The sequence below is a fragment of the Pseudarthrobacter sp. NS4 genome (assembly GCF_024758005.1).
Classification (GTDB): Bacteria; Actinomycetota; Actinomycetes; order Actinomycetales; family Micrococcaceae; genus Arthrobacter.
Map to the genome: position 1 here is coordinate 2,412,876 of NZ_CP103288.1, position 24,359 is coordinate 2,437,234.

Consider the following 24,359-nt stretch of genomic DNA (forward strand, 5'->3'; position numbering starts at 1 on the left):
CTGGCGCGGCCGTGCAGCAGAAGTTTTTCTTACTGCAAATCCCGGTCAGCTCAGCGACGCCAAGTACTGCTGCACGACGTCCTCTTTGATCCGTCCGCGCGGGTTGACGGCGACGCCGTTGTCGGCAGCCCAGTGCCGGATTGCCTTGGTGTCTACTGCCGGGGCGATCGTGGTGACCTGGCGGCGCACAGAACTGCTGCCCTTCCGTCCTGCCTCGACGTAGCGCGCCAGCGCACTGCGCAAGGAGCCGGCGTTCTGCTCGGTCAAGTCAATCTCGTAGTCGGTGCCGTCAAGCCCAAAGCGGATGGTTTCGGATGCCTGGGATCCGTCAAGGTCATCAATGAGTTCAATTACGGTGCGTGTAACCATCCGGAAATCTTAACTAGTCAGCACCCTTACTTATGCAATGAAACGCTGGCCAGCGCGTGTGATCCACACCATACGGGTGGTCCACGTCAGTTGGATGCTGGGCTTAACACCAAATTTTCATAGGTGTAGGTGGACGCCGCCGGCGAGTCGATGGTTAGGCTGGGCGGATGGCGACAGTTATTCTTGTGCGGCACGGCCGTACCACAGCCAATGCCACTGGGCTGCTGGCTGGTCGGGCCGCTGGCGTTAGCCTGGACCAGACCGGGCGCGAGCAAGCGGCTTTGGCCGGGGACCGGCTCGCGGGCGTGCCGGTAGTCGGGGTGGTGTCGAGCCCTCTCGAGCGTTGTCAGCAGACCGCCCAGCTCATCCTCGATCGCCAGGCTGGCACTCCGTACGCGCCGGTCGAACCCGATCTTACAGAGTGCGATTACGGCCAGTGGCAGGGCCGGATGCTCAGTGATCTCGCGGCCGAAGATCTGTGGCCGGCTGTGCAGTCGCAGCCGTCCGCCGTCATCTTTCCCGGCGGCGAATCCATGGCCGCGATGCAGGCTCGGTCGGTAGCTGCGATTCGACGCCACGATGCAGCCTTCGAAGCCGACTATGGACAAGAAGCCGTGTGGGTGGCGGTGAGTCACGGTGACATTATCAAGTCAATCCTCGCCGACGCGCTCGGCATGCACCTTGACCTTTTCCAGCGTATTAACGTAGGCCCCGCCTCTGTATCGATCGTGCGCTACGGCGCTTCTCGGCCGAGCGTCTACGCGACCAACACCGACGCGGGGGACCTGTCGTGGCTGTCGAACGGCATCCACTCAGGCGATGCTCCGGTGGGCGGCGGTGCAGGGCAGAAGGAGCCGTGAAACCCATGTGCCTAAAATACTGATATGCCTACACGCGTTCACGAATTTGCCTGGCCTGATCGGGTCGTCGTTGGCACCATTGGCCTTCCGGGGGCGCGCACGTTCTACCTGCAGGTGCGGGCAGGCACTCAGATCGTAAGTATCGCCATGGAGAAGCAGCAGTCGGCTCTGCTCGCAGATAAAATCGACGAAATTCTCGACCAGCTTCTCAACGTCGAGGGAAACCCTCACAGCGTTCCCACGAGCACTCCCATTGAGTTGGTCGACAATGACCAGCTCGAGGCCGTTCAGGAGCAGTTTCGGACCGGCGCCATGAGCTTAGGTTGGGACCCGACGACGGCGCAGGTGGTCATAGAGGCTTACCCGATCACCGATGTCGATGCTGATAACGACGACGAATCGCTTGATGAGGATGACGCTGAAGTGCCTGAAATGCTGCTGGTGCGAATGCCGGTCGGTACCGCCCGCGCATTCGCCAAGCGCACCCGGGAGGTGGTCGGCGCCGGACGTCCCGCGTGCCCGCTCTGCGGTCAGCCCGTGGACGCCGACGGGCACGTCTGCACTCTGCCCGACCTCTGATGCACGCGCCCGACCTTTTGACGGCCGAGCTAACGCTTACTGGGCGCATTACGACGGCGTCGAACGCCACCTTCCTGGGCAGCATCGGTGACACTACGGTCGTCTACAAACCGATAGCCGGGGAGAAACCGCTGTGGGACTTTCCCGACGGCTTCCTTGCCCACCGGGAGGTTGCCGCCTATCTGGTCTCGGAGGTCCTTGGCTGGAACGTGGTGCCACGCACCTGGCTGCGCGATGGTCCGCTCGGCAAAGGAATGGTGCAGCTCTGGCAGGAGACAGACCCCGACCAGATCACAGTGGACCTCGTCGCGGCGGACGACGTACCGGAGATGGGTTGGAAACACGTCCTCGAAGGTCAGGATGAGAACGGACGGATGGTCGCCCTCCTACACGAGGACTCTCCAGAGCTGAGACGGATGGCGGTGTTCGACGTCGTCGTGAACAACGCCGACCGCAAAGGCGATCACATCCTTGCCATGTCAGACGGACACCGGCACGGCGTGGACCATGGGCTCACCTTTCACCGTGACGACAAGCTACGCACGGTGCTGTGGGGGTGGCTGGGAGACGCTCTGACCGGTGAGGAGCGCAACGGCATCGATCGTGTCAGCGCAGGACTGCACGGTGAGCTGGGCCGAAACCTGGCGAACTTGCTCAGCGCGGAAGAAGTCGCCTCGCTCGCCGCGCGCTGCGCACGGTTGCGTTTGGCAGGGCGGTTTCCGGCTCCGAGCGGTGAGATGTCGGCGGTGCCCTGGCCGCTGTTCTGAGGGATTCACAGCAAGGCTTTGCCAGCCTGCTTACGTTGAGGGGCCTGAACGACTACCGGTATCCGGACATCATGGAACGGGGGTTCAAGACCCAATCGCCAACCCAGGACGCGCTGGCTGACCTGCTTAGCAGCCGCGAGCTCGCTCCCCCTTTCTGCATTCGACAAACTATGCAACTTTGACCTTGCCTGGCTTCAGTCCGAAACTCTTTCTGGTCCTCGAGCGGAAGCCCCAAGACGCCCACTGGGGAGCTCTGTGGCGGCTGCCAATTGGCCTGCGAAAGAGGCTTGTTATAGCTCGCCACCACCCCTCAATCGTGTCGATACCGCTACGAATGCGCTATGCGCCCTCGTAATCGGTAGCCGCGTAGACTCCTCAAGGAGAACAATTTGGGGGACGGATGATCCTTGGAAAAAAGCAGCACACGTGCGAGATGTGCGGCATGAAGACAGCGGCACATAACAGGGATTTCCGGTTCCGGCTCCCGGACCCGGTCCTGAACAGCCCGGAGCAGCACCGCGCCGACGACAGCTGGTTGAGCGACCCGGATCCCAACAAAGCCACTCTCATGCAGATCCAGGGCATCAGCCCGTTTATCCGTGCCCTACTGCCGGTGAAGCTCGAAGGCGGATACGAATACCGGTACGGGGTCTGGATCGCCATCCACCCCGATGACTTACAGCACGCCTGCAGGGTCTGGAACGCCCCTGAGTACACAGACTTGAAGCTCACCGGCTATCTGGCCAATAGGATTGAGCCCTGGGGCCTGTTGGCTGTCCCGGTGAACCTCGCCGTGCTGAACCCGGATCACACCCCCTACTGCGTGAGCAGCACCAATGCGGAGCTGAGCGAGGTGCTCACCAAAGAGTGGCCGCACGACATCCTCGCGTCATTACCCTGATCCAGCAGCCCGTCCGCCGCCCCTGGACGTTCGCTGCGGTTTGCGTCATGGTCGTTGCGCTTACGCTCTTGGTCTTCGGCCTGACCCAGCTTCCTGTGATCGAGCTGTTGCCCAGGTACGCGGCCGCCTATCTGCTGGTCGGTGCCTGCATCTTTGCCCCGGTCGACAAACTCCCGTCGTTCACAGTGTTCCTGCTGCCGGCCATTCCCCTCATCCGACTGGCCTACCCGTTCTACAGGGCAAGGCGGCTCCAGGCGCCCGCCGAAGTTCTCCTGGCCGTGGCCGCCGTCGTAGTGGCCGTGCTGCTCCCACTCCGGAACGCTGTCGTACAGCTCGCCCTGGATGCGCGCCAGCGGCGCCGCCAGGGCAGGGCTGATGATCGCCTACTGGGCCCGGGGACTCCCCCCGTCAGATCACACTCAAGCACGAGGCAACTTAGAACCCCGTAATCGTGTAGCGGCGCTCGATCCCGGCCGTGGCACGCCCCCAGGTGCTGGCCGCTACGCGGTCTTGGTGAAGTCTGAAAGCAGCCGCGTCGCGGAAATGTTCGTCAACCTGCCACACCAAAGGGTCACCGGTAGGCGTCACGCTGAAAGAGACGCAGCCAGCTTCAGCCAGCGTCAGCGTGACGTGGCTGTCAAAATGCTGGACGACGATGGCTACGTCGTCGGAGTTACGGCACACAAGTTGTCCGCTCAAATAAACATCAGTCACTGAGCCATCTTCGCGTATTTGGGCCGGCATCCATCATCGGAAGAATTGAGCAGCAGCCCACTGCTACCGCAGGGCTGCGCGCAGCCTTTCCGACAGGTCCTCTAGGGATTCGCGCCATTCCGGTTTGTCGGCGTCGTCGCAGAGCTCAGCCAGCTCGGACTCATCCCCGGCCACCCGCTCAACTGCCTGCAGCGCGAGCTCCACATCTTCGGCACCGAGCTAAGCACCATGAGCGGTCACCCATGTCGTGACGCTCTCCGGCAAGTCGACAGGCGGGTTGCCCTGACATGCTGAGGTGATTCGGCGGCGGCTACGGCCACACTGCCCTCGGGTGCTTCGACGTAACCGTCTCCCGCGTTGGTCAGGGCTCCGCGCACCACCTTGACTACCCACCTGGATCCCACGGTCATACGATGGCGGTATGGACACGCCAGAAGGCCCCCTCGTCGTCCGCGCAGGTGAAGTCGATGTCTCCGGAGAACCAGGATTCCAGGACCGGTACCTTCTGGAGAGCGCAGCTTCCTCCGGCAGGGTTGCGCTGATCGAACACGTGCTCGGCCCGAAGATGCTGGCCGCACCCATACACCGGCACAGCCGCGAAGACGAATACACCTTCGTGCTGGCCGGCACACTCGGGGTGATCGAGGAGGGCATCGAGATCACGGCAACGCCGGGCGATTTGGTAGCCAAGCCTCGCGGACGCTGGCACACCTTCTGGAACGCCGGCGAGGGCGAACTCCGTGTGCTTGAGATCATTGTTCCGGGCGGCATCGAGGCACTGTTCCGCCGCCTCGGCGAGCCTGGCGGCGAATACTCCCCGGATACACTTCCCGCCCTCGCAGCCGAGTACGGCGGCGAGGTGGACTTCGAGGCAACAATGCCGCTAATCGAGCGGCACGGGCTGATCTTGTAGGGGATTACTGACCTGAAGAAGCTCTTCGGGTCATCGACGCCAGGAGGTCGTGGTGGAAGACGATGGCGTCCACGGGCCGGGCGTCCACGAACAGGACCGCAACCGTCCGGGAGTGGACCACGGTGTACGGGGTGAGGTCATCCACCCAGGAATGGATCCCGGTGTACTCCTCGACAAACCGTGACCGAGCAGGCTTCCGACGGCGATCCTTTCTCGACGTCCGGGAGTTAGCGTTGTGCGTCGGGAACAAACACGATGGCTCGTTCCAGTGAGCGGGTGGGGAGGCCTTGGTCACCTCTATTGACTATGGCTGCACCCCGCGCTATACCTCAACTAAGTCCAGCAGCAGGCCCCGCATCAGCTCATCCGGAGACCGCTGTGACAGCCCCCAACTTCCCCAGCTCCCCGCAGAATTCTGCTCTTAAAGAGCAGACGCGCGCCTCACCCATGAACCTGCGAACTCCGAGGTTCAGCCTGGGCTAATGCCCACACCGTGAATAACCCACACCTCACCGGCAAACCGCCGAACCTTTTCGAGGAGAAGTGTCGCAGTGGACACGCTTCCAGCAGTGCTCCTTGTCATCGGCGCGGCATTTGGCTGGATCGGCCTGACCGGCATCGTCGTCCTCCATCTTCGCCGCAGACGGAACGGGTCAACCCTGGTCGCCTCGGCCGCTGATGAAATTGAGCACCCGGTGAGGCCATGGCCGGCCCGGCTTCACCGAAACCGCGCCGCTGCACGCCCTCGGGGGATGAGCCTCCGACGAGCACGAGGCAGCGGCACCACCCACCAGTCCGGATAACCTTTGGGAGCAAACGTTGAATGCCGAAACGATCTTCGGATTCAGCATCGGGTACCTTGCCGCCCTTGTCGGCATCTTCATCCTGTGCCTGCCGTACCTCATCCTCTTAGTGGCGCTGCTGATAGCGGCCGGCATCCTTCAGCTGCTGTTGCTGCCTTTCGCCCTCTTGGTCCGGAAACTGCGGCGAACAAGGCCGCGGCCAACTCCTGACAACTCATGGATCCTGAACCGGTCGGACAGACAGCCCTCCGAGCAACTCCTGCCGCCCAGGCGGCACGGGGCGGCGCCCCAGTAAAGAGCTTTCTGCGCCCGACTGCCCGCGCCCCGCAGCATTGAGGAGCACATGGTCACCTCCCGCGCCGCCCCGCCTTGGGGAGCTACAGGAGCGTGTCCTCATCAGTGACGACGGTGGACCGGCCCCCTAAAAAAGACGGTGGCACCGGCCCACGGCAGCGGCCTTCCCTGCTCGGGCCCACCATCACCGGCTACCACATCCTGGGGGCAGCCGGTGGTCTTAGCCCGCTTCCGGGCACGGGTCTCGATCGTTGGATGCTGGCTAGGGTCGCATGATGCCTCCAGGGGACGCAGAGCGGTGGGTGAGCTCCGCGTCCACAATGTGAAGGAGCGCCTGCGCCGCGGCCGACCTGTCCGTCTTGAGCCGGAGTCCGTCCGAGCACGTGCTTCCGCCGGAGGAGATCCGATACCGGAACGACCGGCCAGCGCCGGAAGGACTTGAAGATCCCCCGCAATCACATCCCTTTAGAGACTTTTCCCACAGCCGGCATCGCCCTCGTGCCCACGCCCCTTACATGCTCCGGGCTCGCCAAAGACCTGCATCAACTACGCCGTTAGACTGGCCGGATAAGGACGGATTGGGGGATCCTCGGCTGCGGTGCGGCTGTTCCACTGGTCGGTCACAGCCAGCGAACCAAGGATCACTTTGACCTTCTTCCAGGACTTCCCCATACCCGCCCCTCCCCCGCGTGGTCGCACTGTCCGGTACGTTCCTCCACCATGGGCCGGCGCCCCGCGGTATGAGCTTCCCGCCGTAGAGCACGTGGGGCAGTTCCTGCACAGCAGCCCCACTCTCGTGATGGCGATCAGGAGCGCCAACGTGTTCTCGACGGGCTGTACCTTCGACGTGTCCTGGATCTTCCGCCGAAGTGATGAGGATGATGAACGGTGGGCTGCACTGAACGCCGTCTTCTTCCGCGGTGGCCCACGACTCCAAGATGGGGTAATTTCGCTGGATTCCATGTTGCTCTTCGGCGTGCAGCTCAATGACGGCACGAAGGCCAGTACGGGGTCCAGCGCGATGCAAGAGATACCTTCGGACCCTACCCGCCGGCCGGAAGCACCCGTCCTCGATTTCAGAGGCTCCGGCGGGAACGGCGGAGATGAGGAGATGGCAGGCAGCGGGTCGCTTTGGCTGTGGCCGCTCCCGCCGGCAGGGGACCTCCGGCTACTTGCACAGTGGAAAGACTTCGGCATGGAGGAGAGCTCCATCGTGCTGGACGGAGCACATTTGCGGGAGGCCGCGGCACGGATGCAGCCGTTCTGGCCTGGAGCGGCTCAGCCATGACGGACCTTAACAATGTCGTTCTGGCCGTGCTCTTCACGGCCATCTTTTTCTACGTCCTCTACGGAGTGATCCGCGCCGCGGTCCGCGACGGCATCGGCCAGGCCGACGAGCAGCGCAGGAAACATGAGGAAGGGCTGGCCATGGATGGCTGGTAAGCCGACTTGGCAGCGGGTGACTACCCCTCCTGACTGGATGGCAGCCCAATCCCAAAACCTTTCACCGTCGACGCTCATCCTGGTGGTTTTTGGTCCTGGCCTGCTGGCCTTCTTCGTCGTCCAGACCATGTTCGGATATTGGCCCTCTGTTGCCGCCTTCGTGGTACTTGAGGCCGGCGTACTGTTGCTGATCCGGCAAGACTACAGGCGGGGCTGGCTCCGACGGGGGCTACCAGCAGCGCCGGAACGGCCGCATGTAGGGTGTAATTGCATCAAGCAACGACGTTCGGGGGAAACAATGCTTGAAAACGCTGCACGGCCAACCCAGCCGCCACCACCAGCAGATCACCGCCACATCCAGCAATCGGACCTGCCAGCAGAACAGATCTACACCCGGGAACCGGCGCCCAAAGGCCGCTTAGCCGGTTGCGTTCTCGCAGTCCTTCTCAGTGGTTGGGCGCTCATCGTTCCGATTGCGCTCATTGATCGACTCAAAGACGCTTCCGAGTCAGCGGTAGGTGTTATCACCGGGATCATCGTGGTGAGCGCCGTGATCACGGCCACTCTGGGCTGTATTCGTCTTTCCGCTGCCAGGGACAAGCGCAAGTCGCTGTCCTTTACACTCATTGCGACCCTCACGACAGCTATCGCGGTCTCGGTCATTTCCGCCACACGGCTGGAGTACGGACTACTCCTGCTCGCCCCAGCCCTGCTGGCGGGACTTCCGGCGTTGGGTGCATTAGCCAGGGACGCCCGAACGAACTAGAGCGGCGACAAGGACTGCACCCGTTGGCAGAGGGCGGCGAGAAACAGGGCTTCGGCAAGGATCGAATTTCGCAGTTCGCCCACGTGAACGGATTCGTTGGCTCCATGCGCACGCGAATCGGGGTCTCTGGGTCCTGTCAGCAGGATGGAGCAGCCGGGATGGTGCCGGCTCAGCTCTGCCACGAACGGGACTGAGCCGCCAGTGCCTCTGGTCACCGCCTCGGTTCCCCATGCCGCCCCGAGTGCCCATAGGGCTGTCTGCGCCATCCGGTCGCGCGGCGCCATCGCGAAGGGCCTGGTCTTTGTGCCCGGAGTGAATGTCACTTCGGCGCCAAAAGGGGCGTGCTTCAGGGTGTGCCGGCGGACCGCTTCCATGGCTTCGTCCGGGTCATTACCGGGCGGAATCCGGAGGCTGAACTTAACGGCGGCCGCTGGAATCAGGGTGTTTGGAGCGGTTGCTATGGGCGGGGCATCCAGCCCGATGAAGGACAGCGCCGGCTGGCTCCACAGTCGGGAGTTGATCTTTCCTGCGCCCGCCAGCTGAATACCATCCGGGACGCCGGCATCACGCCGGAATTCCTCCTCCGAGAAATCCGGACCTTCGGTGCTTGTTGTTACGAGGCCTTCGACGGCGACTGAACCATCATCGTGGTGGAAGGTGGCCATTAGGCGGGCAAGGACGGTGGGGGCATCCAGGGCGGGACCGCCGAAGCTGCCTGAATGCAGCGCATGATCCAGGGTTCGCACTTCGATGGTCCCGTCGACCAGTCCTCTCAGGCTGGTCGTGAGGGCAGGAGTTCCGATTTTCCAGCTGCCAGCGTCAGCAACGATGGCTGCCTCCGCCTGGAAACGTGGCTTATGCTGCCCAAGGAGGGCCGGCAGCGTGGGCGACCCCGATTCTTCTTCTCCTTCGATGAAGAAGGTCAGGCCCAGGCCGTTGCGCGATCCTAGGACTGCGTCCAGGGCGCGTACAGCAGCAACATGCATCAGGATTCCTGCCTTGTCATCGGCCGCTCCACGCCCCCACAGGCGTCCATCCCTAACAAGAGCAACAAATGGGGAATTCTCCCATTCCTCGGCCGGGCCAGGCGGCTGGACGTCGTGGTGGGCATAGAGCAGCACCGTTGCCATGCCGGGAGCGGCAGGCCTCGCGGCGAAGACCCCGGGTGCCCCAGGTACGCCCGCCGGGTCGGTGGCGCGCATGATTTCCGCGTCAGCAAAACCTGTCTCACGGAGCAGCTCCCGGACGTTCCCCGCACTTTGCTCCAGGGCACTGGGCTCGAAGTCGGGCCAGGCGATGCCGGGTACTGCGACCAGCCCCGCCAGGACTTTCACTGTCACGGACATCCCGGCGTCAACGGCGGATGCCAGTCTTGCCACGGTTTCCCGTGGCAGCCTGCCTGCGTCTTTCATGGGACCATGGCTCCGACCGCGCCGCTTCGTGAATCGATAGAGATAAGCGTACTTCTCTTTTCGTTGTTGGAAGTAGTTGAATCTTTTCCGGCGCACTCGCTTAAGCCGACTCCTCGAAGTGGTGCCCGGAAGTCTGCTGGGGTTTTCGTGACAGGACTTCGCACCCGAAAATCATCATGGGCACAACCAGGACGGGCCGCTTCAGTGAACGGGTCGCCCCCTGGGTGCTGCAGCGGCTGACAGATTACGGATTCGATGTGCACCAGGCTAAAAGACGCCAGGACGTCCCGGTGCGACGCCGCGCAGGGTCCAGCCTTGGCCGGGCCGTCCCTGCTTTGTGCTTCTCATGTCTCCTACCTGGATGTGGTGGGGACCCAGACGTCGCGGTCACGGCGGGCGAACTCAGCGAAACTGGTCGGGTCCCTGCCAAGTACGTCGCGGACGGTGTCCGTCAAGCCAGCGGCGAGGCCAAGCCTCACAGTGGTGTAGATGGCTGCAGTGACAATGGTCATGCCCCAGGGCATGCCCAGGGCCCGGCGGGCGTGCCGGAGGTAGCGGATCACGCCCGGACGGTTATACCGGACGGGCCCGCCGAGTTCCGCGGTCAGGATTAACGCAACCTGTTCATAGGTCAGCGCTTCGTTCCCCGTGACGGCCAAGGCAGTGTTGCGGTGCGCTTCCGGATGCAGCAGGGCTGCAGCAGCCACGGCACCAACGTCCACAGCATCGACAAAGGCGGTCGCGCCGTGGCCGGCCGGGACGACGAGTTCGTCACGGTCGCGGACGTCCGTGAGGTGTGTGCTCGAAAGGTTCTGATGGAAGAACGCAGCCCGCACGAACGTCCACTCGGCCCCGGACGCGCGGATCCACGATTCAATGCGGGCATACGGAACGAGTTTGTTCTTCTCCGCACCTTGAAGAGACAAGAACACTATCTGTTCCACGCCCTGGATGCGCGCGTACTCCAGGGCCGGAAGGATTTGTTTCCCCGGCTTGCCCAAATGGGGCGGGCGCAGGAGGAACATCCGGTCCACACCCGCGAACGCCCCAGCCCAGGTCGCCTTCCAGGTGAAGTCAAGGGCGACGGGCTCCACCCGGTCATCGAACATCCTCTGCACGGAGCCCGTGGTGCGCGCGGCGCGCGGACAGCACAGCCGGCGGCGAGCAGCTGATCGACCACGACACTACCGACATTGCCCGTAGCCCCCGTCACCAGAACTACCCTGTCCGCCATGCCCCTCTCCCACTTGTTCCTTCAGAACCAGTTGCGCAGAGTGTGATGATCCACTCGATGACTAATACAACGCCGGTAACGTCAGGAACGGAAGCCCGCAGATCCCCTATCGGCGAACTTCCATTCCCAAGAGCACACTGACATGGACCGCGGCATCAACACCAGCAGGATCAAGCGGACAGGGTACAAGCGGGCAGGCGCAACCGGCCGAAGACGATACCGTGGGGGCCCCAAACAGGCACCACCTATGTCCCCGAGGTCACCAGCGAATACCCCTCGCCCGATACATTAATGTCGTCCGCGGGACCGGCATCCGTTCGATCCCAGGCGTACCCCTGTGGTTGGAGGAGGGGTCAACTGCGGCGGTGGTCTTGGTTTCGTCGGTCACCGGCTCATGCTATGTGTGGCGGGCCCCCAGCAGCCGTAGACTCGGCCCATGAAGACGGGTTGGGGGATCCTGGGAGTGGCTGCGCTGGCCGCGGTCACGCTGCCGGCAGCGGGCTGCAGTACAGCGTGTCCGGCTATTGGCTACGTCAGCGGCATTGAGGTGATCGTTGAGGGCGACACGACGCTAATCGACGAGGTTCAGCTGTGCACGGATGAGGGCTGCTCGGCGCCGGAACCCACCGCGGCACCTGTCCCTGCCCCGTCCGTGGCCGTCACCGATGACTGGGTACAGCTACCTAATGGGGGCTTCTCCCCCGCTCCGGGTTCACGTGTCCAGCCGCCAACCTACCCCGACACCCACTACATCGGCAGCAGGAAGGAAGGCAATACCTGGAGGTTTACCGTCATCCTCGGCCCGGCACCAACCCGTATCACCTTGCGCGCTCTTGCTGAGGACGGCTCCTTGTTGGCCGAGCAGGTGAACGACCTGGAATGGACCAGGGACGACCCGTTCAACCCCTGCCCGGGGCCGGTCACTACTCCCCCGGTCTTGTTCCTGGTGGGTGAACGATGAATGCCAGTACTGAAAGCCGCCCCCGGCTCGCAGCTGTCGCCGTCTGCAGTGTGATGTTGGTGGCAGCACTGACAGCCTGCGGAGTTCAGCCGGGCCCTCCTCCACCTGGTTCCAGCCCACCCCCAGGCATTTCCGTACTGCCCATCGAGACAGTCTCGCCGCAGTACGGCGAAATCCAAGTGGACCGAAGTACTGATCCAATGCCGACCGTACCTTGGCAGCTAGTGAGGGTGGACCGGCAGGAGAACAGGGTCTACCTCTCGGCGTCCACCACCGGCTGCAGTCATCCCAAAGGTGTCAGAGCCACGGAAAGTGGCTCGTCCATCCACATCACCGTCACAGGCACGGGTGAAAGTGAACCATGCAGCATGCGGCACGTCACCTTGATCGGCTACGTCCAGCTCGGCACCATAGGCGACCGGAAAATCACCGGCTACACCAGCTCATAGCGATAGCCAGGCCCTGGGTGCAGTTGACCTGCATGTAGGCTCAGTGGACAGAGAGCCTGAGGGGGCAGCGCTGATGAAGAACACCCGCATCCTTGCCGCAACATTCGCCGCGGCACTCCTGCTGCCCGGCTGCACTTCAACGCCGAAGATCAGCGCGCTGGAAGCTCCAGCTGGAGCAGAAGACCAACTGCCTGCCGACGTCACCATCTGGCCGGATGACGAGATTCCTGCCAGCAGTGTGAGGTTCCTCGTCGAGCACAATGAGGTCAGATATTTCGGTGCGAAAAGCACCGATGGCCGGCGGGCATGCGTGGCCGTCCTACCGAGGGACAGGCAGGCCTCCTGGATTGCCGGTTGTTCCGATCTGAGGGATGACCGGGAAGTAATTCATGTGAGCGGGACCGGAGTCGTTGAGACCGTATTGGTGTCCGACGGCTTTGACGTCGACAAGCTCATAGGCGACGGGTGGAAGCCCATCCACAAGAATATCGTCATCGCCACACCCTAGGCTGCTCCCGCCCTGAACTGAACGTTCGTGGTGCGAGGGCAGTTGGATGATAGACGGGCGATAAAACGTAGGTCGGGAATTACAAAAGACCCCCGGAACGTTCCGAAGGCCTTTGTTGCTTCTATTAATCTATTTACGGCGTTACCAAATCAATAAACACTGTTCTCGGTCGTACTTCGAAGCGACCGTCTCTGTCGGCATCCTGGACAAGGTGCTGATTACAACACCTTGTCCAGGCTTACTGATCTGCTCCTGTCACTTAAACTGCGACCACTTCCGTTACACATGCAAATCGGATCGCAGCCTATTGCATAAGGACTCGCGAAATCTTCAGCAGCAGGGGACCTGAGCCCGACACAGCTGCCCTTGCCTAACGGGCCTCGGCCAACGGCTCGTTATCTGCATCGCTTGCGAGCGCGGCCGGCAGCGGCAACCCATACTTCTCGCACAGGAATCGGGTTTGGCAGTACCGCTGCGCGTCGGCGGCCACATTGCCGAGGACCGCTGAGTTCATACCGGCACCAATGAGGATGCCCACGAACGGCACCACCTTTGCGACGCTCTGAACCGGAACCCTGGAGCCGGCCGGACCAAGGTGCTGCATCAACTTCTCAAGGCCGGCCAGCAGACGGTGGTCGGCGCGGAGTTTGTCCGACCACCTAACGCGGCCGTTGATCGCTTCGGCTGCACGTGCGACGTCACGCAGCGGCTCGACCTTCGCTGCTTGCGCCATGAATGACCGGCGTACCAGGCGTTGGATAAAAATTTGTTCATCGGGGTCTTTAGCGTCGTAGCCGTAGGAATATGCGACGCGCGATGCAATCGATGTGGACAGGACTTGGATGACGAGAATGTCGGCTGTCATCGCGACAGGAATACCGGCCACGGGAGTCAGAGCCAGCACACCCATGGCCCCACCCTCCAGCGCGCCAAACGTCCGCCACGTGAGGGTATTGAATTTCAGCAGTCGATCGCAAACCTTAAGGTCATGCTGCCGCAGTTCGGTGAAACTGTTGAGGTCCAGACCTCGCTTGCGGGCGAGCTTCTCAACGCTTTTCGGGTCGTTGAGCTCCATCGCCCAGTCGTTGACCAGCTCCAGAAGCGATGCCGCACCTGCGAGCGCTGGCCGCACGGCCGCGGTGGAAACAGCGTCGCCAGCACGGCGAACCGGTTCCTTGACCGCCTCTGGCACAGCCGCCGTGACCCTGTCCACGGCCTTTCCTGTTACCTCGCCGGTGCGCTCGAGCGCACTGCTCGCCCAGTTCGGCAGGCCACGGCGGTTGTTACGCCGTTGCCAGTGCTCGTTGAGCTTGTCCCACACTTGCCCCTCGTAGGCACTCATCGGCGTTGCGCCATCGACGAGCGGGTCTGTGTATGTGGTCACTGAGATTCTCCATTTCGACTGTGATTGCTCGATCCATGTTGCCCTACAAGCTGAGACACATGGGTAAGGGCGCTCTGTGTCATCACTGCGCATTATTGAAAGTTGTCAGCTGTGGGAGTGCGGCGAGCAAATCTCGCCGTACGGGTGGAAGGAGATTTGTCGCTTGGGCGTAAACCGAAAGGTCTCCTTCCACCCCAGTCTGGTCATGACCCATTAAGGGATCTGAATGCGCGCAGCTTCCTGCAGCAGCGGATCGGAGATCATCACCGTCGCGGCGCCAGGAGCGATATCGAACGCGATGAAGCCTCGCGACTTATCCCCGGGCAAGACTTCCCCTGAGCCCAGCTGGTTGTCTGCAAACATGCTCAGGTCGGCCTTGCGCCCCTCAGCATCTTTGGCGGAGAAATAGAGCGGGTTGGAGCTGGTCGTGCCCTTCTCGGTTTCCCACAGCACGTCCAGGAGCAGGTAGGTGCCGTTCTTGGGCGGAGTGGCAAACGCCGTCGTACTGACGGTGTCCGTCCTGACTGCGGAGACGATGGTGATCCGGGCAACGTCGCCGTTGCGCATCTCCACAGTGAACGGCGTCCCTACCATCGGGGCGGCAGGCGCCGCAGGAGCAGGTGCGGGAGCGGACAGCGCCGGTGCCGCCGCCGGCTGTGCTGCCTCGGTTGGGGTCGAGGGGACGGTGCCACTGCCAGCAGTGTCGGTGCCTCCGCCGGAGCAGGACCCCAGCATGATGCCGAGAAGCACCACGGCGGCCGGGATGACGTAGCGCTTCTTCTTGTAAAACGGCCGCTGCATGGGGCCCTGGGGAGCGGGCGGCACAGGGGCAAAGTTCTGGTGGGACATGATGGAGCCTTTCAATGGTGCGATGGATGATGCGGGGGTAGAGATAGCTACTGCTTTTCCCATTTGCCGCAGCGGGTTGAGTTGAAGTCCTGGCCGGCTGAGAGCGTGACCACGGGGCGGCCGCCGCCTGGGATGTCGTTTTCGATGATGTCGCCGCCGTTGCTGCCGCTTCGGTAAATTCCCCAGTAGCAGGTGGAGCCGACTGCCGCCGCGGCCCTATAGGTGCCGGGCTCGATGTCGCTTCCAACCGTCCAGGTGCCGTCCCCGACCGTGTTGGCGGCCTTCGTCTTCTCGGCTCCGGTGACTGCCTCTTCGCGGGCCTTCACCGCGGCCTCTGCAGTTTTGACCGCAGCGTCGGCCTTGCCGACCTCGGCTTCCTTAGCCGCGACCTTGGACTCGCGGGACGCCATGCCGTTCTCGAGGGTGTCGTACTTGCCCTTGATTGATGCGTAGCTGGAGAGCGCGGCATCGCGCTCAATCTCGACCGTGGACTTCTCATCGGCCAGGGACGTGTACGCTTCGCTATTCTTTGGATCCGGGAGTGCAGTACCGAAGGCAATCCCGCCGGCGAAGAGTACGACGGCGGCGCTCGCCAGAAGGATCGGCTTCCTGCGGCGGGACTTTCCTGACTTCCCGGGCTGTCCGTGGGCAGCTTCGGCAGAGACCTCGCCTTCTGGCCCGTGCGCCGGGCTGGTGTCATTGGTCAACATATTCTCTTCCTCTGTTCGTGGATAACCGCAGAACGGCGGCGGGATACTGATCCCCCAATACGCGGTTCCCCGCCGCCGCCGCAGCTCCGGAAGATCCCTTCCTTCTTGGCTGCAGAACGAACCTACGATCCGCTGGCCTCCGCCGCGGCGAACATGCCTGATAACACGGGTTATCAGCACAAGAGGAGGATTGTCGCACCCCGTCGCTAGGCTGATGGGACGACGATCACCACCGAAGGGGGCGGGCATGGAAACATCAGGCGGGACTTTGCGCATGACGCTCTCCGACGTCGCCTCGCTTGCCCAGGTCCAGCGCCCGGTCGTCTCCATGTGGCGCAAGCGCAGCAGCACAGGCCCGCTGCCTTTCCCAGCAGCCGCGGCGACGCTTCAGGGAGTCGAAGTGTTCGACGCCGATGAGGTCACCGCCTGGCTCCGGGCAACCGGCCGGGGCAACAACCCCGAGGCGCACAACGACGTCGCGGTTTACGCCAAGCTCATGGCGGGGGCAAGCGAAGCACCCCGGGACAGCCGCCATACCTTCGACGGCCTCACCTCGCTCCTAGCCCTGAAGGTCATTACTGGAAAAGCTCTCAGCCGAAGCAGCGGCGCGGAGCTTCTTGATGCTGCCGACGAGGCGGACCCGGACGACGTTTTCCTTTATTCCGAGCTGGAAGCCCTCGGTTCCGCGCTTCCAGGGCTGGCCAACTTCGCTGACAGACTGGCGGACAGTGCTTTCAGTGCGTCGGCAGCGTTCGAGAAGCTGCTGGGCCACCGATTCAAGGAAGGCCTGCGCGAGCACGCAGACACCGCGCTGACGGACGCCGCACTTAAACTCGTCGCTGCCGCAGCCATCGAACTCGCCTCCACCCTGGACGGCAAGGCCCTGTTCGTCGATTCCACTCCCGGTGGAAGTGACGTGATGCTCAGCATCGTGCAGCGGTTCGGCGAATCAGCGCCGGTCACCTTCCTGGCAGCGGACCACGACGGCGGCGCCTCACGGTTGGCGCGCCGGCGCCTCGCGGTGCATGGCACGGAGAGCGGACCGGTGAAGGTCGACGCCAAGGGTGCCTTTGCCGTCAACGGCCCGGCTATACACGTCGCGCAGTACCCCGCTCCGGGCGCTCCCGCCCTAGGCACCACCGGCGTTCTGTCCGGCATTGAGAACATCGTGCTGCAGATGGATGACTCCCAGCGGGCGGTGGTCGTCGCTCCTGCCCGGGTGCTCTGTGACGCCCTGGCCGGAGAACCGGGCAACCTCCGCTCGGATCTCCTGCGGTCCGGCCGCGTGCGTGCCATCGTCCGGCTTCGGCCCGGGATGCTTCGCGCCAAACCGCGGGAACCGCAGGCACTGTGGGTACTGGGCCCGTCCCTTGCGGACGTGCCCATCGCCGAACGGTGGACCATGGTGGCGGACCTGAGCACCACGCCGCTCACCCTCGACGTGAGCCAGGACCTGATCAGCGATGTCGCCGCCTCCATGGGTGACCGTGCCACCATCCGCGCCCACTCCTTCAGGTTCGCCCGGCTGGTCCAGACCCGCATCCTGCTCGCCGGCACCGGCGCACTCGTCAGCGTCCCTCCCGGAAGAAGTACGACGGCGGCAGCCGGCGCCGAAGGAGCGCTTCGGATTGATGAACTCGTCCGCGCCCTGTCCTCCCCGGCGGCCGAGCCGTCAGCACTGCCGGCCGTTCTGCCCAGCGATTCCAACGCCCCGTTCCCTCCTGCTACGGTCCAGGAGCTCATCAACTCCGGAAACCTCAAGTACCTCAAAGGCATCCGCGTTGAAGAAGCTGACCTCAACGGCAAGACCGGAACCAAGATCCTGGGCCGCGAGGAACTGATGGACCCGCACACCGCACCACAGCGGTTCATCACCCTCCTGGACTTCGCCGCGAAGTACCCGGCAGGGCGCCTCACCGAACCGGGTGACGTCGTCTTCTGTACCAGCCCGCGGCCCGCCGCCATGGTGGACGCGGAGGGCGGCGCCGTCGTCGTCTTTCCTGCCCGGATCCTGAGGATTGACGCCGGTGACCCGGGCGGCTTGATGTCCGACGTCGTCGCCGCTGACATCAACGGCCTCAACCCAGCGGACAAAACCTGGCGCAAATGGCACCTTCGCCGCACACCGGAAGTCCAGCGCCAGCCACTGGCGAAGGCCCTGCAAACCCTGCAACACGAGCAGGCCCAAGCCCGTGAACGCGTCAAACAACTGGAAGAACTCGCTACCCTGATTACGGACGGCGTAGCGGGCGGAAGCCTTACCCTGACAGACCCCATTTCCATCGCCGCACCAGAAGAAGGAACAGCATAATGCCCCCGAAAGTGAAGGTGGACCTTGCCCCGTCCACCATGAAGGAACTCAAGGACACCCTCTGGAAGGCGGCGGACAAGCTCCGCGGTTCGATGGATGCCTCGCAGTACAAGGATGTGATCCTGGGGCTGGTGTTCCTGAAGTACGTGTCGGACGCGTTCGAGGAGCGGCGCGGGCAGATCCAAGCGGAGCTGGAGGCCGACGGGCTCAACGAGGAGCAGATCGCCCAACTGATCGACGACGTGGACGAGTACACAGGCCGCGGCGTCTTCTGGGTATCGCCCCGGGCGCGCTGGACCTACCTTGCGGAGAACGCCAAGGGCCTGGATGCGGTGGACGGCGCGGCGCCGAAGTCCATCGGGCTGCTGATCGATGAGGCGATGGAGCTCATCATGGCCGACAACAAGAGCCTGGCCGCGACGCTCCCCAAGATCTACAACCGGGACAACGTAGACCAGCGCCGCCTGGGCGAGCTGCTGGACCTGTTCAACTCAGCACGCTTCACCGGGCAGGGCGCCAGCAAGGCCCGCGACCTGCTCGGCGAGGTGTACGAGTACTTCCTGGAGAAGTTCGCCAAGGCCGAGGGCAAGCGCGGCGGCGAGTTCTATACTCCGGCCGGCGTGGTCCGCGTTCTGGTGGAGGTGCTGGAACCGCACCGCGGACGGGTCTACGACCCGTGCTGCGGCTCGGGCGGCATGTTCGTGCAGGCGGAGAAGTTCCTGGCCGCGCACCATTTAGAGGGCTCGGACATCTCCGTGTACGGTCAGGAGCTGAACGAGCGCACCTGGCGAATGGCCAAGATGAACCTGGCCATCCACGGCCTGAACGCCAACCTGGCCTCGCGTTGGGGCGACACGTTCGCGCGCGACCAGCACCCGGAACTGACCGGGAACAACGGCGCGGACTTCATCATGGCCAACCCGCCGTTCAACATCAAGGACTGGGCCCGCTCCGAGTCCGATCCGCGCTGGAAGTACGGCGTCCCGCCGGCCGGCAACGCCAACTACGCCTGGATCCAGCACATCATTTCGAAGCTGGCGCCGGGCGGCAGCGCCGGCGTGGTGATGGCCAACGGCTCCATGTCCTCCAACTCCGGCGGCGAGGGCGAGATCCGCGCCCAACTGGTGGAGGCCGACCTCGTCTCCTGCATGGTGGCGTTGCCCACGCAGCTGTTCCGCAGCACCGGCATCCCGGTGTGCACCTGGTTCTTCGCGAAGGACAAGACCGCGGGACCCCGTGGCTCGGTGGACCGGACCGGGCAGGTGCTCTTTATCGACGCCCGAAACCTCGGGTACATGGTGGATCGCGCCGAGCGCGGCCTGTCCGACGAAGACATCGCCAAGATCGCCAACACGTACCACGCCTGGCGGGGCACCGCTTCTGCAGTGGAGGCAGGACTGACGTACGACGACGAGGCGGGCTTCTGCTACTCGGCAAGCCTTGCGGAGGTCAAGGCTGCGGATTATGCGTTGACGCCTGGGCGTTATGTCGGAGCGGCGGATGTCGAGGACGACGGCGAGCCGATCGAGGAGAAGATCGCGCGGCTATCCAAGGAATTGCTGGAACAGTTCGACGAGTCCGAGAGGTTGGCGGCCCTCGTGCGCGAGCAGTTGGGGAGGGTGTCGTGACAACCGGACGAGCAAGCACCCTGAATCAATTCTTAGAGTTCAGGAACGGCAAAACATCTCCTGACCGGACTGGCGAGGGGGCCTATGCAGTCTTTGGCTCAAATGGGGAGATAGGTAGATCAGACTCCACTAATGCGTCGGGCCCGCTGGTCGTCATTGGTCGCGTCGGATCCTACTGCGGAAGTCTTTTCTACTCAGAAACCGACGCATGGGTCACTGATAACGCCATTGTTTGTTCGTCCAAGGATTCGAAGGACGTTCGCTACTGGTACTACGCTCTGCAGACGTTAGATCTCAACGGAAGAAGTTCCGGGTCGGGCCAGCCCCTCTTGAATCAAAGTGTCCTCGGCGCCATCGCGTTTGATCCTCCGGAAATGGACGCGAGGCAGGCCATCGCAGAAGTTCTAGGCGCCCTCGACGACAAGATCGCCGCCAACATCAAACTCGCTGCCAGTTTGACGGGCTTACTCGATGCACAGTTCGAGCAGTTGGGGGTTAATTGCGAACCTCAAGATGATAGCCAGATCGTTTCTCTAGATGAGCTCATTGAGCTGAATCCAAAAGTAGCTGCCCCGAAGGAAGCAGAGCCGGTCTACGTCGACATGCAAAAACTGCCCACAGCCGGAATGAGTATCAGCGGGTGGGAGCGTCGCCCTGCCAAGGGTGGGGCAAGGTTTATGAATGACGACACCTTGATGGCCAGGATCACGCCCTGTTTGGAGAACAGGAAGACCGGGTTCGTGGATTTTCTGCCGGATGGTGAAGCAGCCATCGGCTCTACGGAATTCATCGTCATGCGTTCCCGCCCCGGCATCCCGAAGCAACTGTCCTACTTTCTTGCCACTAGCGAACGGTTCAGAACCTATGCGATTCGCCACATGGTCGGCACGTCAGGACGGCAGCGCGTCTCAGCGCTCAACCTAGCCGGATATGCCGTTTCGAAGCCAGATCCGGAAGCGCTTGCACGCTTCGGAGAGATCAGCACGGCCCACTTCAAGCTACTTAAGTCCCTGACTGACGAGAACCGCACCCTCGCAGCGACGCGTGACACACTCCTCCCTGAGATGATTTCCGGCAAGCTCCGGGTCAAGGATGCGGACAGGGTCCTAGAGGACGCCGAGGTGTAGACGCGGAACGCGATTTTGAGGGCACCCGGGGATAGTCCCCGGGTGCCTGAGTAAGCTGAACAACAAATCGATTTTGGGGGAATCACCGTGACAGCACCAGCAGTGGCCTTTTCGGAAGCCGACTGGGAGGGCGCCGCGAAGGAGCGGCTCGGCGAGCTGGACTGGAAGCCCTTGGAGGGCCAGTCGATTGCGCCCGGCTCCGGGGAACGCGATTCGTGGTCCGAGCTTCTGATCCGGCCCCGCCTGCTCGCCGCCCTCCAGCGCCTCAATCCCGCCGTTCCCGCCCAGTACCTCCAGCAGGCACTGGCGGAAATCGCATCGCCCAAGTCGAACGACGCGATGGCCGAGAACCACCGCATCCACAACTGCCTCGTCGACGGCTACCGGCTGACCTACATCGACTCCGACGGCAACGAAGCCAACCCGACCATCCGGCTGGTCAGCCAGGCACCGGACCAGAACGACTGGCTCGCCGTCAACCAGGTCACCCTGGTGCAGGGCGACTACAAACGGCGCTTCGACGTCGTGCTCTACTGCAACGGCATGCCCGTCAGCATCATCGAACTCAAGAAGGCCGGCAGCGCCCACGCCGACCTCCCCGGCGCCCACGCCCAGCTCCAGACCTACCTCCGCGAATTCCCCATGGCGTTCCGCTTCTGCGTCTTCACCCTCGCCAGCGACGGGATCCAGGCCAAGTACGGTACGCCATTCACCCCTTTCAACCACTTCTCACCGTGGAATGTAGACGACGACGGCGTCCCCGTCCCCCAGGGCTACATGCTCGACGGCGATGCCGTCACCGCACTCGACACTGCGCTTGATGGCCTCTACAACCAGGAACGCTTCCTGCAGCTCACCCGCAACTTCACCGCCTTCGACCAGGGCCCCGGCGGTTTGGCAAAACGCATTGCCAAGCCGCACCAGTACTACGCCGTGACAAAGGCGGTCGCCAGCACCATCCAGGCCGTGGAAAGCAACGGCAAGGCCGGCGTCGTCTGGCACACCCAAGGCTCCGGCAAGTCCATGGAAATGGAACTGTATGCCAACATGGTGGCGCGTGCACCCAAGCTGAAGAACCCCACCGTCGTGGTCATCACCGACCGGAACGAGCTCGACGGCCAGCTGTATGAAGGCTTCGACCGCAGCCTGCTCCTCGCCGAATCGCCCAAGCAGATCAGGAAGCGCTCCGAACTGCGCGATGAGTTAAGCAACCGGACAACAGGCGGCATCTACTTCACCACCCTGCAGAAATTCGGCCGGAGCAAGTCCGAGAAGGACGCCGGCGCCGACCACCCGCTGCTGTCCGACCGGCGCAACATCATCGTGGTGGTGGACGAGGCGCACCGCTCGCACTATGACGACCTGGACGGCTACGCCCGCCACCTGCGCGACGCACTCCCCCATGCCACGTTGATCGCATTCACCGGAACTCCGATCTCTTTCGATGACCGGAACACCCAGGACGTCTTCGGCGACTACATCGACATCTACGACCTGTCTCGGGCTGTGGAAGACGGCGCGACTGTGCCCGTGTACTTCGAGCCGCGGCTGATCAAGGTGGAACTTTCCGAAGGTGTCACGGAAGAGGACCTGGACAAATCCGCCGACGAACTGACCCTCGGCCTGGACGATACGGAACGTGCGCGCATCGAGGCGAGCGTCGCCGTCGTCAACGCCGTCTATGGTGCGCCGCAGCGCATCGCCGCGCTGGCCGAGGACCTGGTGGCGCACTGGGAAAACCGGCGCGAGCGGATGGGCAAGTTCATCGAGGCGCCGGGCAAGGCGATGATCGTGGGCGGGACGCGGGAGATCTGCGCGAAGCTGTACGCCGCGATTGTGGAGCTGCGCCCGGACTGGCATTCGGACGACCTGTCGAAGGGCAGGATCAAGGTGGTGTTCTCGGGCGATGCGACCGATGTGCCGCCGGTGTCCGACCATGTGCGCCGGGATTCGCTGAATGCCCAGGTCAAGGAGCGCCTCAAGAACGTCGACGACGAGCTGGAACTGGTCATCGTCAAGGACATGATGCTCACCGGCTACGACTCTCCCCCGCTGCACACCCTGTACCTGGACCGACCCCTCAAGGGCGCGCTGCTCATGCAGACTCTGGCACGGGTGAACCGCACGTTCCGCGGCAAGGAGGACGGGCTGCTGGTGGCGTACGCGCCGCTGGCAGAGAACCTTGCGAAGGCGCTGGGCGAGTACACGCAGTCGGACCGGGCGAACAAGCCGGTGGGCAAGAACATCGACGAGGCCGTTGGGCTGACGGTTTCCCTGGTGGAGACGCTCCGCTCGCTGCTGGCCGGGTACGACTGGAAAGCCGTGCTGATGAAGGGCGGACCGAAGTCGTTCGTCAACGCAGTGACCGGAGCGGTCAGTTATCTGCGGAATCCTGCCACGCCGGGCAACCAGCCGGCGGACGGCGAAGAGTCGGTTGCAGCGAAGTACCGCAAGTTCTCCAGCCAGCTGTCCCGCGCATGGGCGCTGTGCTCCGGATCCGAGACGCTGGCTGAGCTGCGCCCCGAGATCCAGGTGTACGAGGAGATCCGCGTCTGGATGGCGAAGTACGACGCCGCCGACCGGCAGGCGAGCGGTGAGCCGGTGCCTGAGGAGATTCAGCGGCTGCTGGGGAACCTGATTGCGCAGGCGACGTCGTCCGGCGAGGTGCTGGACATCTACGACGCCGCCGGCATGCCGAAGCCGTCCCTGGATGACCTGACGCCGGAGTTCATTGCTAAGACCCAGAAGGCGCGGAACCCGCAACTGGCCATCGAGGCACTACGGAAGCTCATTGCCGATGAGTCCGCTTCCTCTACTCGGAACAACGTCATCCGGCAGCGGGCGTTCTCGGAGCGGATCACGGAGCTGATGAAGAAGTACACGAACCAGCAGTTAACGTCGGCTGAGGTGATTGCCGAGCTGGTGGAGCTGGCGCGTGAAGTGGCTGCTGAAGGCAAGCGCGGTGAGCAGTTCACTCCCCCACTGACTTCAGACGAGCTCGCATTCTACGATGCCGTGGCGCAGAACGAGTCTGCCGTGCAGGTCCAGGGCGAAGGCGTTCTGGCCGACATTGCGCGCGAGCTGGTTTCGGTGATGCGACGTGACGTGCGGACCGACTGGACTGTACGTGACGACGTTCGCGCCAAGCTGCGATCTTCGATCAAGCGACTTCTGGTCCGGTTTGGATACCCACCGGACAAGCAGCCCGAGGCCATCAAACTTGTCATGGAGCAGATGGAGTCCATGGCGCCGCGTTTTGCCGAGAGCAGCGCATAAATGAGGTGTTGCCACATTTCACGTTGCTCATGCCCACGTTCGTCGCGATCAAAAGTGCGCCTGGTCCTAGGTAGAGGCAGACCGTCTGACACGAAGATGCC

26 protein-coding genes are annotated in these 24,359 nt (G+C 63.1%); 18 read left to right on the forward strand and 8 right to left on the reverse strand.

Annotated elements, in window-relative coordinates; genetic code table 11:
* Positions 1 to 45: 45 nt before the first annotated feature.
* Complete coding sequence (locus NXY83_RS11375; protein WP_258802351.1) at positions 46 to 369, reverse strand: histone-like nucleoid-structuring protein Lsr2; 324 nt, start codon at positions 367 to 369, stop codon at positions 46 to 48.
* Positions 370 to 536: 167 nt separating this feature from the next.
* Between NXY83_RS11375 and NXY83_RS11380 the strand changes: the two genes are divergently transcribed.
* From NXY83_RS11380 to NXY83_RS11400, 5 genes are all read left to right on the forward strand, one after another.
* Complete coding sequence (locus tag NXY83_RS11380) at positions 537 to 1,229, forward strand: MSMEG_4193 family putative phosphomutase (RefSeq protein WP_258802352.1); 693 nt, start codon at positions 537 to 539, stop codon at positions 1,227 to 1,229.
* Between the two features lie 24 nt (positions 1,230 to 1,253).
* Entirely contained in the window at positions 1,254 to 1,808 is a 555-nt protein-coding gene (locus NXY83_RS11385) for a DUF3090 domain-containing protein (RefSeq protein WP_258802353.1), read from the forward strand.
* Positions 1,808 to 2,575, forward strand: coding sequence for an SCO1664 family protein (locus NXY83_RS11390; RefSeq protein WP_258802354.1), 768 nt, complete (start codon positions 1,808 to 1,810; stop codon positions 2,573 to 2,575). The genes NXY83_RS11385 and NXY83_RS11390 overlap by 1 nt, the downstream gene beginning before the upstream one ends.
* Positions 2,576 to 3,017: 442 nt before the next feature.
* Positions 3,018 to 3,476 (forward strand): DUF2199 domain-containing protein, encoded by a 459-nt coding sequence (locus tag NXY83_RS11395; protein ID WP_258802355.1) that lies wholly within the window; start codon positions 3,018 to 3,020, stop codon positions 3,474 to 3,476.
* Between the two features lie 47 nt (positions 3,477 to 3,523).
* Positions 3,524 to 3,925: a hypothetical protein gene (locus tag NXY83_RS11400; RefSeq protein ID WP_258802356.1), complete on the forward strand. Its 402-nt coding sequence runs from the start codon at positions 3,524 to 3,526 to the stop codon at positions 3,923 to 3,925.
* Here the strand turns inward: NXY83_RS11400 and NXY83_RS11405 are convergent.
* Entirely contained in the window at positions 3,912 to 4,190 is a 279-nt protein-coding gene (locus NXY83_RS11405) for a putative quinol monooxygenase (RefSeq protein WP_258802357.1), read from the reverse strand. The two genes, NXY83_RS11400 and NXY83_RS11405, sit on opposite strands and share 14 nt — an antisense overlap.
* Before the next feature lie 421 nt (positions 4,191 to 4,611).
* Between NXY83_RS11405 and NXY83_RS11410 the strand changes: the two genes are divergently transcribed.
* On the forward strand, positions 4,612 to 5,103 hold the full coding sequence (locus NXY83_RS11410; RefSeq protein ID WP_258802358.1) for a cupin domain-containing protein: 492 nt from the start codon (positions 4,612 to 4,614) through the stop codon (positions 5,101 to 5,103).
* A 4-nt stretch (positions 5,104 to 5,107) separates the two neighbouring features.
* Here NXY83_RS11410 and NXY83_RS11415 read toward each other — a convergent pair whose 3' ends face one another.
* Entirely contained in the window at positions 5,108 to 5,248 is a 141-nt protein-coding gene (locus NXY83_RS11415) for a hypothetical protein (RefSeq protein WP_258802359.1), read from the reverse strand.
* Between the two features lie 406 nt (positions 5,249 to 5,654).
* Between NXY83_RS11415 and NXY83_RS11420 the strand changes: the two genes are divergently transcribed.
* The 5 genes from NXY83_RS11420 (at position 5,655) to NXY83_RS11440 (ending at position 8,409) form a co-directional block, all read left to right on the forward strand.
* Positions 5,655 to 5,906: a hypothetical protein gene (locus NXY83_RS11420; protein WP_258802360.1), complete on the forward strand. Its 252-nt coding sequence runs from the start codon at positions 5,655 to 5,657 to the stop codon at positions 5,904 to 5,906.
* 16 nt (positions 5,907 to 5,922) lie between these two features.
* A complete protein-coding gene (locus NXY83_RS11425) occupies positions 5,923 to 6,201 on the forward strand; it encodes a hypothetical protein (protein WP_258802361.1) in 279 nt (92 codons plus the stop codon).
* 645 nt (positions 6,202 to 6,846) lie between these two features.
* Positions 6,847 to 7,488 (forward strand): hypothetical protein, encoded by a 642-nt coding sequence (locus NXY83_RS11430; protein ID WP_258802362.1) that lies wholly within the window; start codon positions 6,847 to 6,849, stop codon positions 7,486 to 7,488.
* Positions 7,485 to 7,643 (forward strand): hypothetical protein, encoded by a 159-nt coding sequence (locus tag NXY83_RS11435; protein WP_258802363.1) that lies wholly within the window; start codon positions 7,485 to 7,487, stop codon positions 7,641 to 7,643. Before NXY83_RS11430 ends, NXY83_RS11435 begins: the two co-directional genes overlap by 4 nt.
* Positions 7,644 to 7,680: 37 nt before the next feature.
* A complete protein-coding gene (locus tag NXY83_RS11440) occupies positions 7,681 to 8,409 on the forward strand; it encodes a hypothetical protein (protein ID WP_258802364.1) in 729 nt (242 codons plus the stop codon).
* On the opposite strand, the gene NXY83_RS11445 is transcribed toward NXY83_RS11440, so the two are convergent.
* Positions 8,406 to 9,821 carry a M20/M25/M40 family metallo-hydrolase gene (locus tag NXY83_RS11445; protein WP_258802365.1) on the reverse strand — a complete coding sequence of 472 codons (1,416 nt, stop codon included), beginning with the start codon at positions 9,819 to 9,821 and terminating at the stop codon, positions 8,406 to 8,408. The two genes, NXY83_RS11440 and NXY83_RS11445, sit on opposite strands and share 4 nt — an antisense overlap.
* 353 nt (positions 9,822 to 10,174) lie before the next feature.
* Complete coding sequence (locus NXY83_RS11450) at positions 10,175 to 10,930, reverse strand: NmrA family NAD(P)-binding protein (RefSeq protein WP_258806175.1); 756 nt, start codon at positions 10,928 to 10,930, stop codon at positions 10,175 to 10,177.
* Between the two features lie 561 nt (positions 10,931 to 11,491).
* Between NXY83_RS11450 and NXY83_RS11455 the strand changes: the two genes are divergently transcribed.
* The 3 genes from NXY83_RS11455 (at position 11,492) to NXY83_RS11465 (ending at position 12,973) form a co-directional block, all read left to right on the forward strand.
* On the forward strand, positions 11,492 to 12,016 hold the full coding sequence (locus tag NXY83_RS11455; RefSeq protein ID WP_258802366.1) for a hypothetical protein: 525 nt from the start codon (positions 11,492 to 11,494) through the stop codon (positions 12,014 to 12,016).
* A 200-nt stretch (positions 12,017 to 12,216) separates the two neighbouring features.
* Positions 12,217 to 12,465 (forward strand): hypothetical protein, encoded by a 249-nt coding sequence (locus tag NXY83_RS11460; protein ID WP_258802367.1) that lies wholly within the window; start codon positions 12,217 to 12,219, stop codon positions 12,463 to 12,465.
* 73 nt (positions 12,466 to 12,538) lie between these two features.
* The gene (locus tag NXY83_RS11465) at positions 12,539 to 12,973 is read left to right on the forward strand and encodes a hypothetical protein (protein WP_258802368.1); all 435 of its coding nucleotides are present in this window, start codon (positions 12,539 to 12,541) and stop codon (positions 12,971 to 12,973) included.
* Between the two features lie 370 nt (positions 12,974 to 13,343).
* Here NXY83_RS11465 and NXY83_RS11470 read toward each other — a convergent pair whose 3' ends face one another.
* The 3 genes from NXY83_RS11470 to NXY83_RS11480 all read right to left on the reverse strand — a co-directional run bounded on the left by NXY83_RS11470 (position 13,344) and on the right by NXY83_RS11480 (position 15,916).
* Positions 13,344 to 14,357: an EcsC family protein gene (locus NXY83_RS11470; protein WP_258802369.1), complete on the reverse strand. Its 1,014-nt coding sequence runs from the start codon at positions 14,355 to 14,357 to the stop codon at positions 13,344 to 13,346.
* A 213-nt stretch (positions 14,358 to 14,570) separates the two neighbouring features.
* Complete coding sequence (locus NXY83_RS11475) at positions 14,571 to 15,206, reverse strand: DUF4352 domain-containing protein (protein ID WP_258802370.1); 636 nt, start codon at positions 15,204 to 15,206, stop codon at positions 14,571 to 14,573.
* Positions 15,207 to 15,253: 47 nt separating this feature from the next.
* Positions 15,254 to 15,916 carry a hypothetical protein gene (locus tag NXY83_RS11480; RefSeq protein WP_258802371.1) on the reverse strand — a complete coding sequence of 221 codons (663 nt, stop codon included), beginning with the start codon at positions 15,914 to 15,916 and terminating at the stop codon, positions 15,254 to 15,256.
* A gap of 247 nt (positions 15,917 to 16,163) precedes the next feature.
* Here NXY83_RS11480 and NXY83_RS11485 point away from each other — a divergent pair, with 247 nt between their 5' ends.
* From NXY83_RS11485 to NXY83_RS11500, 4 genes are all read left to right on the forward strand, one after another.
* Complete coding sequence (locus tag NXY83_RS11485) at positions 16,164 to 18,227, forward strand: hypothetical protein (protein WP_258802372.1); 2,064 nt, start codon at positions 16,164 to 16,166, stop codon at positions 18,225 to 18,227.
* Entirely contained in the window at positions 18,227 to 19,855 is a 1,629-nt protein-coding gene (locus NXY83_RS11490) for a type I restriction-modification system subunit M (protein ID WP_258802373.1), read from the forward strand. Before NXY83_RS11485 ends, NXY83_RS11490 begins: the two co-directional genes overlap by 1 nt.
* The gene (locus NXY83_RS11495; protein WP_258802374.1) at positions 19,852 to 20,982 is read left to right on the forward strand and encodes a restriction endonuclease subunit S; all 1,131 of its coding nucleotides are present in this window, start codon (positions 19,852 to 19,854) and stop codon (positions 20,980 to 20,982) included. Before NXY83_RS11490 ends, NXY83_RS11495 begins: the two co-directional genes overlap by 4 nt.
* Positions 20,983 to 21,084: 102 nt before the next feature.
* Positions 21,085 to 24,258, forward strand: coding sequence for a type I restriction endonuclease subunit R (locus NXY83_RS11500; protein WP_258806176.1), 3,174 nt, complete (start codon positions 21,085 to 21,087; stop codon positions 24,256 to 24,258).
* Positions 24,259 to 24,359: the final 101 nt, after the last annotated feature.

Excerpts from the sequence above, each read along its gene's own strand:
- NXY83_RS11410 (WP_258802358.1), top strand. The coding sequence starts at position 4,612 with ATGGACACGCCAGAAGGCCCCCTCGTCGTCCGCGCAGGTGAAGTCGAT.
- NXY83_RS11390 (WP_258802354.1), top strand. The coding sequence starts at position 1,808 with ATGCACGCGCCCGACCTTTTGACGGCCGAGCTAACGCTTACTGGGCGC.
- NXY83_RS11385 (WP_258802353.1), top strand. The coding sequence starts at position 1,254 with ATGCCTACACGCGTTCACGAATTTGCCTGGCCTGATCGGGTCGTCGTT.
- NXY83_RS11395 (WP_258802355.1), top strand. The coding sequence starts at position 3,018 with ATGAAGACAGCGGCACATAACAGGGATTTCCGGTTCCGGCTCCCGGAC.
- NXY83_RS11460 (WP_258802367.1), top strand. The coding sequence starts at position 12,217 with ATGCCGACCGTACCTTGGCAGCTAGTGAGGGTGGACCGGCAGGAGAAC.
- NXY83_RS11445 (WP_258802365.1), bottom strand. The coding sequence starts at position 9,821 with ATGAAAGACGCAGGCAGGCTGCCACGGGAAACCGTGGCAAGACTGGCA.
- NXY83_RS11400 (WP_258802356.1), top strand. The coding sequence starts at position 3,524 with ATGGTCGTTGCGCTTACGCTCTTGGTCTTCGGCCTGACCCAGCTTCCT.
- NXY83_RS11465 (WP_258802368.1), top strand. The coding sequence starts at position 12,539 with ATGAAGAACACCCGCATCCTTGCCGCAACATTCGCCGCGGCACTCCTG.
- NXY83_RS11375 (WP_258802351.1), bottom strand. The coding sequence starts at position 369 with ATGGTTACACGCACCGTAATTGAACTCATTGATGACCTTGACGGATCC.
- NXY83_RS11380 (WP_258802352.1), top strand. The coding sequence starts at position 537 with ATGGCGACAGTTATTCTTGTGCGGCACGGCCGTACCACAGCCAATGCC.
- NXY83_RS11475 (WP_258802370.1), bottom strand. The coding sequence starts at position 15,206 with ATGTCCCACCAGAACTTTGCCCCTGTGCCGCCCGCTCCCCAGGGCCCC.
- NXY83_RS11440 (WP_258802364.1), top strand. The coding sequence starts at position 7,681 with ATGGCAGCCCAATCCCAAAACCTTTCACCGTCGACGCTCATCCTGGTG.
- NXY83_RS11455 (WP_258802366.1), top strand. The coding sequence starts at position 11,492 with ATGAAGACGGGTTGGGGGATCCTGGGAGTGGCTGCGCTGGCCGCGGTC.
- NXY83_RS11485 (WP_258802372.1), top strand. The coding sequence starts at position 16,164 with ATGGAAACATCAGGCGGGACTTTGCGCATGACGCTCTCCGACGTCGCC.
- NXY83_RS11480 (WP_258802371.1), bottom strand. The coding sequence starts at position 15,916 with ATGTTGACCAATGACACCAGCCCGGCGCACGGGCCAGAAGGCGAGGTC.
- NXY83_RS11435 (WP_258802363.1), top strand. The coding sequence starts at position 7,485 with ATGACGGACCTTAACAATGTCGTTCTGGCCGTGCTCTTCACGGCCATC.
- NXY83_RS11490 (WP_258802373.1), top strand. The coding sequence starts at position 18,227 with ATGCCCCCGAAAGTGAAGGTGGACCTTGCCCCGTCCACCATGAAGGAA.
- NXY83_RS11450 (WP_258806175.1), bottom strand. The coding sequence starts at position 10,930 with ATGTTCGATGACCGGGTGGAGCCCGTCGCCCTTGACTTCACCTGGAAG.